This window comes from Nocardia sp. bgisy134 (assembly GCF_057708325.1).
The window spans coordinates 55858-75413 of record NZ_JBYIRW010000008.1; the positions used below are offsets into that span (position 1 = coordinate 55858).

Consider the following 19556-nt stretch of genomic DNA (forward strand, 5'->3'; position numbering starts at 1 on the left):
GGGACGAATGCAGATCGCAATCGGGATCGCCATGATGACCTTGGTCGGCACGCTCGCCTACAAGAAGGGATTGCAGCCGTTGGCCTGGCTGCTCGCGGCCGGTCCGATCGGCTTCATCGTGTTGTTCTTCCTCCCCTCGGCCAAGGAGGAGGGACTGGACAAGGCCACCCGCGCGTCCCGGACCGAACTGGGAAACACGATCGGATGGGGCATGTCGGGCCTCGTCGTCCTCGCGACGGCCGTCCTCTTCGCGGTCGGGTAGTGCGGCGACTGCGGCTCCTACCGAGTTCGCCGCAGCGGCAACGGCATTGAAAGTGCGGCGGCGTGATTCACTCACGCCGCCGCGGTCGCTCCCGACAGCGGTTCGCGACGAATCCAAGTCAAGGCGCCCACGGCTCGCTGACCGGAGCGCCGACCCTGCCCTCGTACAGGTAGACCAAAAGTAGGTCGGCTGACCGTTGCACCACCCGGCGAACGAGTGGTCATTCGGCTCACTTCTATCGGCACACCTCCATCGGAGGCGGGACGCTTCCCATCCTAGCCGAACATACGTTCGAATCAAGGGCGGAGCGACGGATTTCGCGGCGCACTCGGAACTGTTCGACATGGAGCGCACTCCAACTCCTAGCGTCTTGTGCCAGCAGGTTTTTCGAGCGCAGGAGGTAGCACCATGATCGACGTCCGCACCCGGCATCTCGGCGAACTCGCCGTCTCCGCCTCCCCCGAGGATCTCGCCGCCATCGAGGCGGCCGCCCCGGCGGAAAAGATCGCGGGCACCCGCTACGACGCGACCAGCCTCACCTTCGTGAACGGGTGAGCGCGGGTCGCTCCGGTTACCGGCTCGCGGGTAGCCGGGTCGTGGCGACCGCCGATCGCTCTCCGCGAGTGAGCAATCCGTCCTCGGTCAGCGCCGCGGCTCGCGCGAGGAATTCGCGGCGCAGTGCCGCGATTTCCTCGGCGGCGAGCGTCGTTGTGTCGTAGTACTTTTCGATGGCGTTGTCCCATACCTGTTCGGGTGTGCCCGATCCGCCGAGGGTGATCTCCTCCCAGGTGATCGACGCGAAACCGGCTGCCGTCAGCAGCTCGTTCAATCCGTCGCGGCTACGGGTGCGGCGGTCGCCGAGCGGCGGGATGGGGCGCTGCGCGAACAGCGGCCGCGCCAGCTCGAGGAACAACTCGAGCCCGCTGCCCTCGGCCGACCGCGCGCCGACGACGACGGCCAGCCTGCCGCCCGGCCGCAGCACCCGGGCGGTCTCGGCGATGACCTGCTCGACGTCGGCCATCAGCATCAACGCCATATGGCAGACCACCGCGTCGAAGGAATCCTCGGCGAAGGGCAGCTCCTGGGCGCGCGCTTCGCGCAGATCGGCGTCGACCAGCTCGGGGCGCCGGCGAGCCACCGCGAGCTCGCCCTCGGAGATGTCGACACCGGCGAGCCCGGTCGCGCCGTCGCGGGCGAGTACCGCCAGCAGCGCGCCGTCACCGCACCCGAGATCGAGCACACGCCGGGCGCGCGCGACCCGTTCGGCGAGGAACTGATAGCTGGTTCTGCCATCGGGCAAGCGGTGCGCGGCGACGTAGCGACCCATCGCTTCCGGCGCTCGGTTGTGCAGGTTCCGCAAGAATTCCTCAGCAGCACGAGCCGCGTCAGCCGTGGTCACGATGCCAACCTAGCCGACTTCGGGTTCGCCGTACGGTCCTCGGACTGCGGGATACCGGCTGGTCGTTCGTGCCCGTGGGCGGGGCGGGCGGTGATAGGTTCGGCGCGGGGTGTCCGAGAGGAGTTCCGGTATGCGAGCAGCTGTCGTGACGAATACGAAGTTCCAGGTCGAGGAGTTGCCAGCGCCGCGGCCCGGGCGCGGGCAGGTCTTGCTCGACGTGGTGCGGTGCGGGATTTGCGGGTCCGATCTGCACGCTCGCACCCATGCCGACGAGATGGCCGAGCTGGCGAGTGCGACCGGGTACGACGCGTTCATGCGGGCCGAGCAGAGCGTGGTGCTCGGGCACGAATTCAGCGGGGAGATAGTCGAATACGGGCCAGGGTGCCGGAAGCGCTGGAAGCCCGGGACGAAAGTGGTCGCGCTGCCGATCATTCGGCACGACGGGCAGCCGCATCTCACCGGACTGTCGACGGCCGCCCCAGGCGGCTACGCCGAGCAGGTGGTGGTGCAGGAGTCCATGACCATGCCGGTGCCGAACGGGCTCTCGGCCGAACTCGCCGCGCTCACCGAACCGATGGCGGTGGCCTGGCACGCGGTTCGCAAAGGGCGAGTCGGCAAGGGGCGCGCAGCGTTCGTGATCGGTTGCGGGCCTATCGGTCTCGCGGTGATCAGCATGCTGAAGGCAGCGGGCGTCCGCACCGTGATCGCAAGCGATTTCTCCCCGCGCCGCCGTGAGCTGGCGGCCGCGTGCGGTGCGGACGTGGTGGTGGATCCGGCGGCCGAATCACCCTGGGAGGCAGCGCCGAAGAAAGGGATCGGCAGCGTCACGGATCTGCTCGGGCTCGGCTTCGACACCATGCAGCGACTGCGCCGAGTCCCGAATCTGCCGTGGTGGTATGTCTTTCGGCTCGCGCACACGTTCGACGCGGGACCGGCGGGGCCGGTGATCTTCGAATGCGTCGGCGTGCCGGGCATCATCGATCAGATACTCACCGCGGCTCCCCCGCTCTCGCGGGTCGTCGTGGTCGGCGTGTGCATGGAGACCGACCGCTTCCACCCGGCGATGGCGATCAACAAGGAGATCGAGCTGCGCTTCGCGCTCGGCTACGACCCCGGTGAGTTCCGCGACACGCTGCACATGATCGCCGACGGCAAGGTCGACCCGGCGCCCCTGATCACCGGCACCGTCGGGTTGGCGGGCATCGACAGCGCGTTCACCGCGCTGGGCAATCCGGAGCGCCACGCCAAGATCCTCATCGATCCGTCCAGCTCCGCAATCGCGCCCTGAGCCTGTCGGCCTCGACCACCATTTCTCTCTCGACGGGAGTCGAATGGATTCGACGGAGAAAGACGGTGGCTTCCCGCCCGCTCGGAGCAACCATTCTCTCCCGTGGATTTCGCCGTGCATCAACGCAGCGGGCATGGGTACGCGTTCGGTAGTCGAGCGAGGAGGGCGTGATGGGTGATCGTGAGGTTGTGCGGGCTCTGCTGGATCGCGCGGGCACGGGGTACGCCGCCGAGGCGGGTATCGAGCTCGCGGACAAACCCGCGCCGCTGTTCCAACTGCTGATGCTCGCCGAGCTCATGAGCACCCGGATCTCCGCGGACATCGCGGTGGCCGCCGCCAAAGAACTGGCCCACAGCGGGTACCGGACACCGCAGAAGGTGGCCGACGCCGACTGGCAGGACCTGGTCGACGCCCTCGGTCGCGCCCACTACAAGCGCTACGACGAAAGCACCGCTACCCGGCTCGGCGCGAACGCCGAACGCGTTCTCGAGCAATACCACGGCGACCTGCGCGAACTGGCCGCCGCAGCGGACGGCGACCCCGACCGAGCAGCCGACCTGCTCCAGGAATTCGACGGCATCGGTCCCACCGGCAGCGACATCTTCCTCCGCGAAGTCCAGGACACCTGGTCCTGGGCGCGACCCCACTTCGACGACCGCGCCCTGCGCGGCGCCCGTCGCGTCGGCCTGCCCGCCGCGCCGGACGAGCTGGCCGATCTGGCACCCCGGGACCGCGCCGCCGATCTGGCCGCCGCACTGGTCCGCGTCACCATCGATGACAAGGTGGCCGAGGGCCTGCCGACCTGACCGGTCGTGCAGGCGGTCAGCGGCGCATGCCTTGGGCCGCCGCGTCGATGCGTCGGCTGAGGAACCGGCGCCACTTCCGGCCGCGTGCCGGACCCGAGTGATCAGGCCGGGATCGGGCGCTGGTCAGCGGCGACCCATGCGCATTTCCGGGGCCGGGGGCAGCATGCTCAGGGTTCCCTCGGCGCTGCGGGCGGCGGTCAGGCAGGCGAGGGTGGTGAGCTGGTCGGCCATCGGGTGGCGGGCGCGTTCGCGCCATTTGCGCACCGCGGCGACGGCCTGCGCTCGCTGCGCCTCCGGGCCCGCGTGCACCGGGAGGCCGAGGCGCAGGTGCGGTGCGATGCCGGAGCCGCCGATCAATCGATGCAGTTCGGCGAGATCGGCTGGGGGCAGCGTCAATTCGTCGGTGCGCAGGCGGCCGAGCAGACGCAGTTCGGCGAAACCGTGCACGTCGGCGAGCAGGGTGCGGACCCGCGGCAACAGTTGGTCGGCCGAAGTGCCCGGATAGACGGTCAGGACCCGCGCCAGGGCGGTCAGCGCCGAATGCGCCTTGAGCTGGTCGGCGCGCTGGCCGAACTGCACGTCGAGCACCGAGCGCAGCTCGTCTACGCCGCTGCGGCTGGTCAATTCGGCGGCAAGCGTGGCGGAGTCGCGGACGCCGAGCCGAATCAGGGTGACCGCCATGCGGATACCGAACAGGCCGAAGCGCTCGGCGAGCTGGGCGCGCAGTTCCGGCGGGACGGGCAGCGGAATGTCGGGGCGCGCGAAGCGGTCCGCCGACAACATCGCTGCGGTCAGCTCGTCGACCGGAACACCCGCCAACGCCTGGAAGGCGGCGAACTCCTGCTGACGCAGCGTCGCCGCGGCGAAGGCCAGCAGTCCCGCGACGGGAATCACGGCCTGGCACAAGCCGGTTCGCTCCAGCTCGGTGGCGAAGCGAGACGCCACATCGCGGGCCGAATCCAAGGCGTCGATGCGTCCCGCGCCGATCTCGTCGGCCCGCGAGACCACGCCGACCACTCCGAGCGGACCGGCCAGGCCCGAACCGCCCTGGCGCGCACCGGTTCCCGCGCCGATACGCTCGAGGAAGCGGATGTCGGTCGCGTCCAGCCTGCGCAGCAGGTAGACGACCGCGTCGGCGCCGGGGACCGAGACGTGCTCGGCGGCCGCGGCGTCCTCGTCGTCCGGCGTCAGCAGGCGGGCGGTGCGGCGCGACACCTCGCGGGACAGCGATGACGTGCCGGGAGTGTCGATGATGGTGGTGTGCGCCAGTGCGGCCGCGGGCCATTCGACCTCGAGGTGGTCGACCTCGCGGGGGCCGGGCGCGTTCCAGTTCAGCCGTTGCAGGTCGAAGGTCAGTCCGTGGGCGCCGCCGCCACGGCGCACCACCACATTCGCGGCAGCGCCGTCGGGGGCGTAGGCGGTGACGCTCGGGGTCGGGCCGTTGCGGTACCAGGTGACCACCCTGGTGCACTCGGTCGCGTCGGTGGGCGCGATGTCCTGGCCGACGAGCGAGTTCAGCAGCGTGGACTTGCCCGCTTTCAGCGAACCCGCCAGCGCGACGCGCAGCGGCTGATCCAGCCTGCGCGCGCAGTCCGCGAGCAGCGCCCTCGGCCGCGGCTCGCGCGCGAACGCCTGCCTGGCCGCGTCCACCAACCGGTGCGCCTCGACGACGATGCCGGGCGCGACCCTCGTGGTCACCGGCGCCCCGCGGCGTGCACGCCGGTTCGGGTCTCGACGGCGCACCGGAAAGAGGCGGCGCCCCTGGTCGAGCGCGAGTGGGGTGTCGTGATCACCCCGATACCGTACCGAGAGCTCTCGGCACGGTCGCGTCGATGGGCTGTTGCATGGCGTCGGCGTAGCGGCGCAACTCCGCGACGAAGCGCAGCTGGCGTTCCAGCACCGCGCAGCGCTCGGTGCGGCGCGCGGTCTCCATGTTGGCCGCCTCCTGCGCGGCGCGCAGCGAATCCTCGATGGACCGCAGGCCGCGCTCGGCGACACCGCTGTAGTGATCGCGCAGCGCGCGATGGATGCTGTGCAGGCGGTCCTTGGACTCCTTGCCCGCTTGGAACGCGACGTCGTCGACGAAGCGGCGCACCGCGTTCTTGGCCTCGACGCGGCGGCGGGCCAAGCGGGCCTGTTTGTCGTCGCGGAATGCCTTGCCGCCCACGATGAGTCCCGCGCCGATGGAAATCGGGTTGAGCATGGCCAGCCCGGCGAAGGTGCTGGCCAGGCCCACCATGAGCACACCGCCGTAGGAGCCGCGCATGCCGACGAGCAGTTTGCTGGCGAAACCGATATCCGGCTCCAGATCGGCGAGGGTGCCGCACCCGGCGAGGCTTTCCTCGGAGTTCAGCCCGCTCTTCACATCGGGCAGCTCCACCGCGCCGATGTGAGTGAAGTGTTCGCCGACGCGCTCGGCCAACTGGATCGCGCGCTTGTGGGTCCACAGCAGGTTGTCGCCGAGCGCGCTGTCGACGGTGCCGGCGAGCCATTCGGCGATCGCGTCCCAGTGCCTGCCCGGATCGTGCTCGTCGATCCACTCCTCGCCGGTCCGAGTCAAGCCGCGCAGGCGATCTCGCAGATCGTGGTCGACATCGCCTGCCAGATCGGTGATTCCGTCGGTGAGTGTCTGCTGCCAGGCGGCGGTGCGCCGATGCAGTTCTTCCGCAGCGGTTTTCGCGGCTCGGAGTTCCCGGATCGCGGCCGCGCCCTGATTCGGGTCGCGCAGCGCGACGAGTTCGCTACCCAACGCGAGCGCCAGATGTTCCGCGGCGGACTGGATATCGCGGGCGACGGCGGCACGGGTCGCGGCTTGATCGCGAGCGACCACCTGCTCGCGCAGGAACTGATACAGCACACCGAAGCCGGACTCCAGTCCGAGCTGGGCGTCCTGTAGGCGCATGGCGTGCTCGCGCAGCAGCGCCGAGACCGGGATGATCGGCACGTCCAACCCGGCGCGATGCAGGTGGCCGAGATTCGCTTCGTGGACCCGCCGCCAATGCGGGTACAGGTCGGTTTTGGTGAGCAACAGCGCGACCGTGGGGCACAGCTCGCGCACCTGACGCAGGAACACCAGCTCGGGTTCGGTGATCTCGGTGGAGGCGTCGGAAACCACGAACACCGCGTCGGCGGCCGGGACTATGCCGAGAACCGTTGTGGCGCCCGCGTTTCCGTGTCCGCCGACGCCGGGGGTGTCGACCAGGACGATGCCGTCGGCGAGCAGCGGATTCGGCAGCTGGATCTCCATCCGCAGCACCCGCCTGCCATCGGCGAGCGGGGGGCGGGCGTCGATCTCGGGAAGCTGTTCGATCGGCACCGGAATCCGGCTCTCACCGCCGCCGTACGGGTCGGTGAGCAGCAGCTCCGCGTGCGCCTGATCGCCGTGCACGAGCGTGGCGGGGACGTCGGTGGTCGCGTCGTCGCCGACCGGGCAGATATCGACGTTCAGCAGCGCGTTCACGAAACGGCTCTTGCCCTGGCCGAGTTGACCCGCGATCACGATGCGACGCCGCGGCGATGGTTTCACCCAGTACCGACAGCAGCGGTACCGCGGGCGCGGAAGCGGATACGGGTGTCCCCATCGCGATATCGACCTCTCTCAGTGCAGGAACGCATCACCCGACAGGTCGGTCGACCCGCCGAGATCGACGCTCGACGCGCCCTCGGCGAACAGCGAGGTCTCGCCGGTCGCATTGGTGCCGCCGTCGAAACCGCTGCCGAATGCGCTCGAAACGTCCAGCGAGGACCAGGTGTGCGCGGTGGTCTCCGCCGTGGAACCGATGCTGCCACCCAGGTCCGTTCCGCCGCCGAGCGCACCCTGTGCTCCCGCGCCGGCCGAGTGCGTTGCGTCCGCGCCGCCGTGGAAGGAGCTGGAGGCTCCTGTGGAGAGGCCACTGCTCGCCGTGCCGCCGATGCCGGAGTCCAGACCGCCGCTCAGACCACCGCCGACGCCGGTCTCCAGACCGCTGTGCAGACCAGCACCCGCGTTAGCCGCGCCACCGATACCCGTCTCCAGACCGCTGTGCAGACCAGCACCCGCGTTAGCCGCACCGCCGACGCCGGTCTCGAGACCGCTGTGCAGACCCGCGCCCGCGTTGGCCGCGCCACCGATACCTGTCTCCAGGCCGCTGTGCAGACCAGCACCGGCGTTGGCCGCGCCACCGATTCCCGTCTCGAGACCGCTGTGCAGGCCCGCTCCCGCGCCCGCCGCGCCACCGATGCCCGTCTCCAGACCGCTGTGCAGACCAGCACCCGCATTCCCCGCGGCACCGAGACCGGACTCGAGACCGCTGTGCAGACCCGCGCCCGCGTTCCCCGCCGCGCCGAGTCCGGCCGACAGGCCCGATTCCAGTCCGGCCCCGGCCTGACCAGCCGCGCCGATGGCGCCGTTGAGACCGGCCGTGAGACCGGCGCCCGCCTGGCCGGCGGCGCCGAGGCCCGCTGACAGACCCGCTTCGATTCCGGACGCCGCCTGCCCGCCCGCGCCGAGCGCGCCGCCGAGACCGCCCGTCAGATCCGCACCCGCCGCAGCGCCGGTTTCGAGACCGCCGGAAAGGCCGGTCTCCAAACCGGTTCCGAATTCGCCGCCCGCCTCGACAGCGGCGTCCGCACCGCCGGACACACCGCCGCCGAACCCGGTCACGCCACCGACCAGACCCTGCAAGCCGCCGCCCAGTTCGGCGCCGCCCTGCGCGCCGCTGGCGAGCACGCCGCCGAGATCACTGTTCAGCCCGCCGCCGATCTCCTGCTCCGCGCCGAGAACGCTGCCGAGCCCCGCTGACACGCTCGACTCCAGACCGGTGACCGTCTGAGCACCCGCGTTCGCCCCGCCGGAAACACCGGACCCGACGCCGGCGGACGCCTCCACCGCGCCCTGCAAGCCGCTCTCCAGCCCGGCCCCGGCGTCGATGGCCCCATCGATGCCACCGGCGAACTCACCACCGAACTCCGCACCGGCGCTCGCCGCGGTGCCGAGCCCGGCCGCCAAGCCTGCTCCGGACGCAGCGCCCGCGTCGACCGCGCCCTCGACGCCGCCCTCCAGACCGGCACCCGCTTCGATGGCACCGCCCACAGCACTTTCCAGCCCACCGGCCAGATCGCCGCCGAAGTTCGCACCTGCGTCGACCGCACCACCGAGACCGGTCTCGAGACCAGCCGACAGACCTCCGCCCAGGTTCGCGCCCGCGTCGACCGCACCACCAAGACCGGTCTCCAGACCAGCCGACAGACCCGCGCCGGCATCCACCGCACCATCGAAACCAGCGGACAGATCACCGCCAAGGTCCGCGCCTGCGTCGACCGCCCCACCGAGACCAGCCTCCAGACCACCGGCCAGACCGGCACCAGCCTCCGCGCCCGCATTCAGCGCACCACCGAAACCAGCGGCCAAATCGCCACCGAGATCCGCACCCGCATCGACCGCACCACCGAGACCGGTCTCGAGACCAGCGGACAGATCGCCGCCAAGGTTCGCGCCCGCATCGACCGCACCACCGATCCCAGCCGACAGACCAGCACCCGCATCCAATGCACCACCGACACCGGCGGCCAGATCACCGCCCAAATTCGCACCGCCATCAACCGCCCCGCCGAGACCAGCTTCCAGACCGGCACCAGCCTCCGTGCCCGCATTCAGCGCACCACCGAAACCAGCGGCCAAGTCGCCACCGAGGTTCGCACCCGCATCGACAGCCCCGCCGAGACCGGTCTCCAGACCAGCCGACAGACCCGCGCCCGCCTCGCTTCCAGCATCGAAAGCACCCTCGAGCCCACCGGCCACAGCACCACCCGCTCCGAGCGCACCCTCAACGCCCGCACCAAGATTCGCGCCCGCCTCGGCCCCACCGTTCAGCGCACCACCGACACCGGCAGCGAAATCACCACCGAGGTTCGCACCCATGTCGACCGCACCGCCCAGACCAGCCTCCAAGCCGCCACCGAGACCGGCCGACAGATCACCGGCGAGTTCGGTACCCGCGCCGAAGGCACCGTCGAATCCGGCACCCAGGTCCGCGCCCGCACCCAGGCCGGCATCCAGCGCACCTTCAAGACCCGCGCCCGCATCCAGCGCGCCATCGATACCCGCGGACAGATCGCCGCCCAGGTTCGCGGCCGCATCGACCGCACCGCCAACGCCCGCACCAAGATTCGCGCCCGCCTCGGCCCCACCGTTCAGCGCACCACCGAACTCGGCACCCGCACCAACCGCACCTTCCAGACCCGCACCCAGGCCAGCACCCGCGCCGAGGCCCGCATCCAGCGCACCTTCGAAGCCACCGGCCACATCGCCGCCGAACCCGGCGCCCGCATCCAGCGCACCGCCTAGACCCGCGCCCAGACCGGCACCGGCCTCTGCACCCGCATCGATCGCGCCACCCACGCCAGCGGACAAGTCACCGCCGAACCCGGCGCCCGCATCAATCGCGCCGTCCAGACCCGCACCCACACCGGTGGCGATATCGCCACCCGCTCCGATCGCGCCACCGAGACCGGCCGACAAGTCACCGCCGAACCCGGCGCCCGCACCGATCGCGCCGTCCAGACCCGCACCCACACCGGTGGCGATATCGCCACCCGTGCCGATCGCGGCGTCGATTCCGGTGGACAAGTCACCACCGAACTCGGCGCCCGCACCAACCGCACCTTCCAGACCCGCACCCAGGCCCGCGCCCGCGCCGAGGCCCGCATCCAGCGCACCTTCGAGACCACCGACCACATCGCCGCCGAACTCCGCACCAGCATCCAGCGCACCGCCCAGACCCGCGCCAAGACCGGCACCCGCGTCAACCACGCCACCGACACCGGCCGACAGATCGCCGCCGAGCTCGGCGCCGGCATCGATCGCGCCTTCCAGACCGCCGCCCAGACCGGCACCGACTTCGGCACCCGCACCGACCGCACCGCCGAGACCGGCCGACAGGTCGCCACCCACTTCCGCGCCCGCACCAAATGCCCCATCCAGGCCCGCACCGACTCCGGTGGCGATGTCACCGCTCGCGCCGATGGCGGTGTCGATTCCGGTGGACAGGTCGCCGCCGAGCTCGGCGCCCGCGCCAACCGCGCCGCCCAGCCCCGCGCCCAACGCGCCTTCCAGTCCGGCACCGAGATTCGCGCCCGCGCCGAGGCCCGCGTCCAGCGCGCCACCCAGACCGCCGGCCACGTCACCGCTCAATTCGGCTCCCGCGCCGAGCGCGCCGCCCAAGCCCGCGCCCAGACCGGCACCCGCGTCGACCACGCCACCGACACCGGCGGACAGATCGCCGCCGAGGTCAGCGCCGGCATCGATCGCGCCTTCCAGACCCGCACCGAGACCGGCACCCGCACCAACGGCACCCCCCAAACCAGCACCGAGCCCAGCCCCAACGCCCAGCGCACCATCCACAGCGCCACCGATACCGGCCGAGAGATCGCCGCCGAGGTCAGCGCCCGCGCCGATCGCGCCTTCCAGACCGGCACCGGCTTCGGCACCCGCACCAACGGCACCCCCCAAACCAGCACCGAGCCCAGCGCCGACGCCCAGCACACCGTCCAATGCCCCGCCGAGGCCGCCGGTCAAGCCGGTTGTGAGATCGCCGACACCGTCCAAAGCCCCGCCGACGGCACCGGTCAGACCCGCACCCGCGCCGAGCGCGCCCTCGAGCCCCGCACCGACCGACGTATCCAGCCCGGCGGCGATATCGGCGACGCCACCCACCGCGCCACCCACAGCACCCGTCAAACCGGCACCGGCGCCGAGCGCACCCTCCAGACCCGCGCCGACCGACGCATCCAGACCCCCGCCGACACCCGCGGCGATGTCGGTGACCGCGCCGAGCGCGCCGCCGACACCCGCGCCCGCACCGAGGACGCCGTCGAGGCCCGCGGTCAGGCTGCCGCCGAGATCGGCCACGGCCTGCGCGCCCGCTCCTACGGTCGTGCCCAGCGCGCCACCCAGATCGGCGGAGAGGTCGGTGCCCGCGTTCACGACGGCCCCGAGGCCCGCGCCGAGCGCGCCGCCCAGGTCGAGGCCTGCGCCGAGATCGCCGTTCAGTCCGGTGTTCAGACCGAGGCCGAGGTCGATGTCGGTGTTCACGTCGGCGCCCAGGTCGACGCCTGCGTTCGCCGCCGCGCCGACCGCCGCGTTCGCGCCCGCCGAGGCGGCGGCGCCGACACCGCCTGCCGCGGCGGCTCCGGCCGAAGCCGAGGTGCCCGCCGCGACGATCGCCGACAGCTGCGAGCCGCCCGCGACCAGAGCCGACTCGGCCACCATCGGGGCGACCGCGGCGATGTCCTCCGGCGTGACCGCGGAGAGTCCCGCGGCCGCCAGCGCGCCTTCCGGGTTGGCGCAGTAACCTACCGCGGCCTCGCGGTCGCGCAGCAGGCCGAGGATGAACTCGAGAATCACGTTGGGGGTCATCGAGGATCGTCTCCTGGGATCGGCGGACCACGCGATCCGCTCTCGTTGGAATGCATTTCACGCTAGGCACGCATTGTGTTACGGGGGAACGGGGCGGACCCCTACCAATCACGGGTGCAACCCGTTAGGGGCCGGACGGCCATTAGGGGAATTACCCCGCACCTTCCCCTACCCGGTAACGGCGGCTCCCCAGCTACCGACAGATCTGACAGGTCGGCCGGATCACTCGGCTATCTCGCACCACCGAACAACCCAGCAGCGACTACCGGATCACACGGTTTTCCCCTAACGAGGTTCACCAATGACACAGCGTCTGGCGCTCGGCATCAAGGTCGGGGCGTCGAATTCGGTCGCCGTGGCGACGACGGGAGAGATCGGCGACACCCAGGCCGGGCCGGCCGCGGGTGGCACCGTCGCGAACCACCCGAGTGTGTTGCGTTTGAGCCGGGACGCCCCGCCTTCCTTCGGGAATGGCGCGCGGCGCACCGGAAGACACTCCAGTGATGCGGTGCTGGAAGGGTTTCTGGCTCGCGTCGGCGATCCGGTCGACATCCTGGCCGAAAATGGTTCCGCGCATGCGGCGGAGGACTTGGTGGCGACGGCCGTCACCTGTCTGATCGACGAAATCGCCCATGCCACAGGGCAAGAGCCCGATGCCGTGGTCGCCTGCCATCCGGCGTGGTGGTCGCGGCACACGATCGACGTGCAGCGCACCGCGTTCGACTCGGCGGGCCTGAACGATGTGACGCTCGTCCCAGAGCCGACGGCGGCGGTGCAGTGGCTGGAGGCCGCGCACGGTCCGCTCGGCGACGGCGCGCTGGTCGTCTACGACCTCGGCGCGACCGGGTGCACGGTCTCGGTGGTGCGCACCGGAACTCAGACTGCGCTGCTGGCCTCGTTGCGTTCCACCGACGTCGCCGGTTCGGAATTCGATCTGCTGACCATGCGTTACGTGCTGGCTAACGCATTGCGTGGAAATGATTTCGATCCGTTCGACCCGGTCGTGGAACGCGAATTATCGGTATTGCGAGAGCGCTGCAAAAAAGCGAAAGAAGAGCTTTCCATAAATACCGCTACGGTCGTCCCGGTCCGGCTCGACCCCGCTTCCGGTGTGGGCGACCAGATCCGTCTGGTGCGCGGCGAGCTGGAAGAACTGATCCGCGGCCCGCTGCTCACCTCCCTCGACCTCATTCGCGACACCGTGCACCGCGCGGGACTGGACGTCGGCGACATCGGCCGGGTCCTGCTGACGGGCGGCGGCGGCGCGATCCCGTTGGTCGGCGAGCTGATCTCGGGTGAGTTCGGTCTCCCGGTCGTCGCCGCGCCCGAGCCTGCCAACACCAGCGCTCGCGGGGCGGCCGCGCTGGCCGGGGATCTGATGGACAGCGCGATCGACACCGCCCCGGTCGCGGCGCTCGCCGAGGTTCCCGCGACCGCCGTCGCACCGAAGACGAAGGAACTGCCCGCCGTCGACCGGCCGACCCGCGCAGGCCGCGGCGCCGAGAAGGAGCTGCCGAAGTCCCGGATCCGCAGGCTCACCGGCCGCCGGCGCGCCGCGATCGTCGCGGGTACGGCCGTGGTCATCGGCTTGCTCGCCACCGGCACCGTCGCGATCGGCACCGGCGCGCAGTCACCCGCGAACTCGCCCTCTCCCGAGCAGTCCGTCTCGCCGGGGCCCGCCGATGTCGCGGCGCCCGGCGGCACCGGCGCTCCGGCATCGGACGTTCCCGCGGCGGATCCCGGCACCGGCACCCCGCAACAACCGAAACCCGTAGCGCCGCAGCCTGGTTCCGCGGCGAACTCGACCCCTGGCTCGAGCACGGTCGCGGTGGTGAACAACCAGCCCGCGCCTGGGCAGCCCACCCAGGGGCAGCCCGCACCCGCCGCCACCGCTCCCGGGGAGCCCGCGCCGCAACCGGCGCCGCAACCCACACCGGGACCGAATCCTCCTGCTCCGCAACCACAACAGCCCCAGCCCCACCAACCGCAGGCACCGAGCGTCCCCACCGGAGTGCTGACCGATCCGCTCGGCGATGTGGTGGACGGAGTCGGCGGCGCGGTCGGCACGGTGCTGCGCGCGCCGGGCGAGATCCTCGGGGGCAACGGTGGCTGACACGGCGTTCGACACTCTCCCGAGCGCCCGTGACATCCTGCGCGAACTCGACAGCGCCGAGCAGGAACCCGCCGTCTACCTGATTCGCGGCCGCTCGGGCACCGGCAAGTCCACCCTGCTCTCGGTGATCCGCACGCGCCTGCGCGGACGCGGTATTCCCCTACAGGACAACGTCGCCGCGCCGGGACCGAACGCGTCGACGAACGGCCAGGTGGACAGCGCCGACCCGGACGCGCCCCGCCCGGCGCTGATCATCGACAACGCGCACACCTTGGGCGCGTCCGAACTCGAAACGCTCTGCACGGCGGTCGAATCCGGAAACTGCACCGCGGTGATCGCGGTGCAGCCGCGCCCGCACGACGCGCACCTGCGCGCCCTGGCCGAGGCGGTGGCCCGGCGCGGGCGCATCGTCGACCTGCGACCGCTCGGTGTCGCCGACATCCTGCCCTTCGCAAGGGAATTGGGGATGATGGTGCCGCGTCCTGTCGCGCAGCACATTCATCAGCAGACCGGCGGTATCCGCGGCGGCGTCGTCGCCGCGCTCTCCGCCGCCTGCTCGGCGCGCCTGGACGCCGGGATCCGCACCGTGGACGAGGCGGTGGCCGACTGGTCGCGCTCGCAGTTGGACAACCTCGAACCCGATCTGCTCGAGACCCTGGTCGTCGCGACCACCGGGACCGGGCTGGACTCCAGCGAACTCACCGAAGTGCTCGGCGTCGAATCGGCTGCCGCACAGACGCTCATCGACCGGGCCCGCGCCACCGCCTTGGTGACCGACGCCGACCTGCTGCTCGCCCCCGCCGTCGCACCGCTGCGCACCATGCTCGGCGACCGCAGGTTCGTCGCGGTGCAGCGCAGGCTGCTCTCCGCCCGCCTCGACGCGGGCCTGCTGCGCGACCACACCGCGTTGCTGCTCGCCGAATCCGGGGTCCGCGACCCGCGCCTCGCCGAATTCCTCTGCACCTCAGCCGAACACGCCGGACGTGAGGCGGTCCGCTATTACGCCGCAGCCGCCGCGGCGGGCGCCGATCCGAACGAGATAGGGCTGCGCTGGGCCGAGGCCGCCGCCCGCACCGGCGACGGCGAGACCGCCATGCGGCTGGCCGAACCCGTACTGGCCAGGGCGGGCGTCGACGGCTCCGATCTCTCCGACGCCGTGCGGATCTGCGCGGGCGTGCTGACCCGGCGCGGACTCGTCGGCCGGGCCGCACAGCTCTACGGCTGGCTCGGCGCGCACCGCGTCGGCCCGGACTGGGCGGTCGGCGCGACCGTGCTGTATCTGGCGGGCAATGTGCCCGCCGCGACCGAACTGTCCGGCGCGGCGGGCAATTGGCCGCCGACCGAGGCGGGCTCGCACGCCCGGCTGATCGCGACCGCGCTCGCCGACTCCCTCGCCGATCACGGAAGCGGAACGCCCAGCGCGGTTTCCGCGCTCATCCAGGCCGCGCACGCCGACTCCGGCGTCGACCGATTCCTGCCGTGCACGGCCGTCTCGATCGCGACCTTGCTGTGTCTGAGCACAGGTGAGCCGCGCCGCGCCGGTGACGCGCTGCGCCGGGCCACCACCAGCGGTCTGCGCTGCCACCAACTTCAGGTGCTCGCCGCGTGGGCGGCCATGCTCGGCGGCGACGAACAGGCCGCGGCGAACACCGTCGCGGCCCTGGGCTGGGACCAGCTCGACATCCGTGACCGGCTGCTCGCGCACGGCGTCGCGGTCGGTCTCGCGCGCCGCGGCGGCGACCACGCCGCGCTCACCCGCGCCTGGCAGGCCGCCTACCCGCTGTTCGACGACGTGGACGCCGACCTGCTCACGGTGCTGCCGATCGGCGAACTGTGGCTGGCGGGCATCCGGCTGCGCGACGAACGCCGCGTCACGCCGCTCGTCGACGCGACGCTGAGCCTGCTGCACCGCCTCGATCAGCCGCCCGCCTGGGCCAACGCCTTCCACTGGTACGGCGTGCAGGCGGCCATCGCCCACGAGAGCCCGGCGGAGCTGCTGCCGCACGCGCGCCTGCTCAAATCCGCGGCCGAGGCGGGTGACCGGCACGCGGCCGTGCTGGTGGACGCGGGCCGCACCTGGGTGCTCGTGCTGCGCGGGCAGGTCGAGGTGAAACCGGTCGAGGTGGCCGTCAACGGACTGCGCGAGATCGGCCTCACCTGGGACGCGGCCAGGCTGGCCAGCGAAGCCGCCCTGTCCGCAGCCGATTCCGCGACCGCGACAGCGCTGCTCAAGCTGGCCCGCATGGTGCGCGCCGAGTCGAAACCGCAGGAGCAGCCGGTGCCACAGTCCGCCGCCGCACCGCGCACGTCCAGCGCGCCCGATCCCGCCGGGGACGGCGCCGCGATCCTGAGCGAACGGGAAAGGGAAGTCGCCGAACTGGTGTTGCTCGGACTGACCTATCGGGAGATCGGTGCGCGGCTGTACATCTCCGCCAAGACCGTCGAGCACCATGTCGCGCGGATCCGACGTCGGATCGGTGCGCGATCCCGCTCGGAGTTATTGTCAATGCTCCGCGCCATGGGACACGGCTCATTGCTCGTGTGATCGCCCGGGGCGGGCCGATCGAAGCCGAAACGAGGAATGTGATGGCCACAGGGGTGGGCCTGCGGATCGCCGATGAGGACTGCACCGCCGCGATCGTCACCGACTCGGGCGACCTGCACTACGTCGTCCGAGAGTCGGTGCTGCACATGTCCGACGACGGCGACACCGTCCTCGGCGGCGACGCGCCGACAGACCACTCACACTCCATCACCGGTTTCGTCGGCGCGGTCGGCAACCCCGCGGGTATCTCGGTCGACGACGGCGAGGCGTATCGCGCGGAGGACCTCGTCGCCACCGCCCTGTTCTGCCTGATCAACCTGACCACCGAGCACCTCAGCGGCGCAGCGGAGTTCTACGCCACCCACCCCGGCTCCTGGCCCGCTCAGCAGGTGCAGTCGCTGCGCGAGGCGCTGGACTACCTGGGTCTGAAATCGGTTGTGCTGGTCAGCGAGGCCGATCTGCCCGCAGTCGACACCGCCGAACCCGGCAAGTCGTTCGCCTACGACGCCGCGCGGGCCGCGCTGGCCTCCGTACTCGCCACCCCCGCGGGCGCGACGCCGCCGGATCCGGGCGCGGCCGAGAACTCGACCGTGGTGACCGACATCATTCCCGCGGTGCCCGCCGAAACCCGTATGCAGGCCTACTCCGCGGCGATGCCGACCGCGACGCCGCTGCCGACCGAATTGCTCGTCGAGACAGTGGCCCCCGAAACGCCGGCGCCCGCGCCCACGCCACGGTCCGGCGACCGCCGCCGCGTCTCGGTGCTGATCGCGGTCGCGGCGCTGATCGGACTCGTACTCGGCGGCATCGGCGTCGCCGTGCTCTTCCGCGGTGAGGAGTCCCCCGCCGTTCCGTCGGTGCGCGACGCGCAGTCAGGCACCTCGAGCAGCGTCGCCCCGCCGCCGGTGGCCCCGCCGCCCGTCGCCGAGCCGCCGGTGGTGATCACCGAGACCACCGAAGCGGAGCCGACCGTCGAGCCCTCGCCGACGCCCCCTCCGACGACCGAGCCGACCACCACGCCGACCACGACGGCGCCCTCGCGTCCGACCACCGCCCGCAACACCAACCCGTGGTACCCGTACCCGTCCTACGACCCGTACGAATGGTGGAACCCGCAGTGGCAGACACCCGGTAACACACGGCCTCGCTGATTAGTAGCGAACGGAAGGGGTTTGTGCCCTAGAGTGAAGCGCTGACCGGTCCGTCCGATGTATCGCGACGACCGGTCGGTCGCTGATCGAGGACTGTGCGCCAAGAGGTTCGCCGCCGACGGCCCACGGATTTAGCTGGCACTTCCGTGCCGACGAAGGGACTTCATGCGCAAGTTGGTGGCGCGTCGCGCCGCGGTCAAGGCTGCCTCTCTCACGGCCGCGGCGACCGTTCTTCTGGCCCCCTTGTCCGGCACGGCGACAGCGGAACCCGCGCCGCCCCAGCTCGCCGCCGATACCCTGCCCGCGGAACTGGTGCAGGCGATCGCGCGCGATCTGAAGATGACGCCCACCGAATACCTCGACCGCGCGGCCCGCGCCCAGCAGCTTCGCGACTACGCCCGCGACTTCCGCTCCGAACGCCCCGATTCCTACGCGGGCGCGTGGATCGGCGCCGACGGCAAGGCCGTCGTCGCGGTGACCTCGCCGGACGCCGCCCGCATCGCCGCGGACGACGGCTACCAAACCCGCCTCGCCCCGGTCTCCGCGGACAGCCTCGAGGGCTCGCTGATGCAGCTCAACCAGTGGATCACCTCGCTACCGCGCGAGCTGTCCGCGGCGATCAACTCGGTGGCCATCGACTTCCTGAACAGCCAGCTGGTGCTCAGCGTCGCTAACACCCCCGCAGGCCACGTGCTGAACCTGCCGACCCTGATCGCCAACATCAAGGTCATCCTTTCCCCCGGCAACGGCGGCCCCGTCGAGCGCAGGCCGATGGGCGGCGACACCTACATCAGCGCGCCCAGCTCGCTGCACGACTCCTCGCTGCGCAACGTCGACGTCTGCTCCTTCGGTTTCAACAGCGTGGATTCGGCGGGCAACGCGCTCAACATCAGCGCGGGCCACTGCGACCCGAACGTGGGCAAGGCGAACCAGCAGGCCGGGGTCTACCTCCCCAACCTCAAGGATCTCCCCAACAGCCCCGAGCTGGGCAGCTTCGTCAACGCCAAGCTCGGCGGGCAGAACGCGCTGGACTACTCGGTGATCAAGCTCAACGACCGCGCCGTCCGGGCGGGCATGGACCAGCCCTCGGTGCGCGGCGCGAACGGCACCACCCTGTCGATCACCGGCACCGCCGATCCGATCACCGGCGCACCGGTGTGCAAGTCGGGCCAGTCGTCCACATTCACTTGCGGTTTCGTGGTCGCCGACCGGGTCGAGACGCAGCTTTACACCGCCGAGGGCGAGAGCAAGACGATCCGCGGCTTCGCCAGCTCCGCCTGCACCCTCGGCGGCGACAGCGGCGGCGCGATCGTCTCCGGCACCCTGGCGCTCGGCATCACCAGCGGCTCCAACGCCGCCGACGCACCGGACTGCAGCGAGGCGAACCTCGCGCTCGCGCCGTACGGCGGCACGGCGACGCTCGGCATTCCGATCCGCGCGATCCTCGCCGACATCGACGAGTCCGCGGGCGGCGGGCTCGGCAGCGGCATCCAGGTTCGGACCCGTCCGAATGCCGGATGACCGACGCATCGCCGGATTAGTCCGAATTAGGCAAAATGGGGTCCCCGCTCGGGTGGGAATACCGGGCCGGACCCCA

The 19556-nt window shown here is 71.3% G+C and carries 11 protein-coding genes and 1 pseudogene; 8 read left to right on the forward strand and 4 right to left on the reverse strand.

From position 1 onward, the window contains the following. Positions 1-7 precede the first annotated feature (7 nt). Positions 8-262 carry a hypothetical protein gene (locus tag AC3ERS_RS15885; RefSeq protein WP_431968116.1) on the forward strand — a complete coding sequence of 85 codons (255 nt, stop codon included), beginning with the start codon at positions 8-10 and terminating at the stop codon, positions 260-262. A 408-nt stretch (positions 263-670) separates the two neighbouring features. Further along, a complete protein-coding gene (locus tag AC3ERS_RS15890) occupies positions 671-817 on the forward strand; it encodes a hypothetical protein (RefSeq protein ID WP_431968118.1) in 147 nt (48 codons plus the stop codon). Between the two features lie 16 nt (positions 818-833). On the opposite strand, the gene AC3ERS_RS15895 is transcribed toward AC3ERS_RS15890, so the two are convergent. Next, the gene (locus tag AC3ERS_RS15895; RefSeq protein ID WP_431968120.1) at positions 834-1661 is read right to left on the reverse strand and encodes a class I SAM-dependent methyltransferase; all 828 of its coding nucleotides are present in this window, start codon (positions 1659-1661) and stop codon (positions 834-836) included. A gap of 130 nt (positions 1662-1791) precedes the next feature. Between AC3ERS_RS15895 and AC3ERS_RS15900 the strand changes: the two genes are divergently transcribed. After that, the gene (locus AC3ERS_RS15900) at positions 1792-2949 is read left to right on the forward strand and encodes a zinc-binding dehydrogenase (RefSeq protein ID WP_431968122.1); all 1158 of its coding nucleotides are present in this window, start codon (positions 1792-1794) and stop codon (positions 2947-2949) included. 170 nt (positions 2950-3119) lie between these two features. Beyond that, complete coding sequence (locus AC3ERS_RS15905) at positions 3120-3755, forward strand: HhH-GDP family DNA glycosylase (protein ID WP_431968124.1); 636 nt, start codon at positions 3120-3122, stop codon at positions 3753-3755. A gap of 123 nt (positions 3756-3878) precedes the next feature. On the opposite strand, the gene AC3ERS_RS15910 is transcribed toward AC3ERS_RS15905, so the two are convergent. The 3 genes and pseudogenes from AC3ERS_RS15910 to AC3ERS_RS15920 form a co-directional block, all read right to left on the reverse strand. Then, the gene (locus AC3ERS_RS15910) at positions 3879-5453 is read right to left on the reverse strand and encodes a dynamin family protein (RefSeq protein WP_431968126.1); all 1575 of its coding nucleotides are present in this window, start codon (positions 5451-5453) and stop codon (positions 3879-3881) included. 91 nt (positions 5454-5544) lie between these two features. Further along, positions 5545-7336 (reverse strand): annotated as a pseudogene (locus tag AC3ERS_RS15915) (dynamin family protein). 17 nt (positions 7337-7353) lie between these two features. Further along, a complete protein-coding gene (locus AC3ERS_RS15920; protein ID WP_431968128.1) occupies positions 7354-12150 on the reverse strand; it encodes an IniB N-terminal domain-containing protein in 4797 nt (1598 codons plus the stop codon). A gap of 301 nt (positions 12151-12451) precedes the next feature. Here AC3ERS_RS15920 and AC3ERS_RS15925 point away from each other — a divergent pair, with 301 nt between their 5' ends. From AC3ERS_RS15925 to AC3ERS_RS15940, 4 genes are all read left to right on the forward strand, one after another. After that, the gene (locus tag AC3ERS_RS15925; protein ID WP_431968130.1) at positions 12452-14263 is read left to right on the forward strand and encodes an Hsp70 family protein; all 1812 of its coding nucleotides are present in this window, start codon (positions 12452-12454) and stop codon (positions 14261-14263) included. Then, positions 14256-16808 carry a LuxR C-terminal-related transcriptional regulator gene (locus tag AC3ERS_RS15930; RefSeq protein ID WP_431968132.1) on the forward strand — a complete coding sequence of 851 codons (2553 nt, stop codon included), beginning with the start codon at positions 14256-14258 and terminating at the stop codon, positions 16806-16808. The genes AC3ERS_RS15925 and AC3ERS_RS15930 overlap by 8 nt, the downstream gene beginning before the upstream one ends. 41 nt (positions 16809-16849) lie before the next feature. Further along, entirely contained in the window at positions 16850-17959 is a 1110-nt protein-coding gene (locus AC3ERS_RS15935) for a hypothetical protein (RefSeq protein ID WP_431968134.1), read from the forward strand. A gap of 165 nt (positions 17960-18124) precedes the next feature. Next, a complete protein-coding gene (locus AC3ERS_RS15940) occupies positions 18125-19480 on the forward strand; it encodes a S1 family peptidase (RefSeq protein WP_431968136.1) in 1356 nt (451 codons plus the stop codon). Positions 19481-19556: the final 76 nt, after the last annotated feature.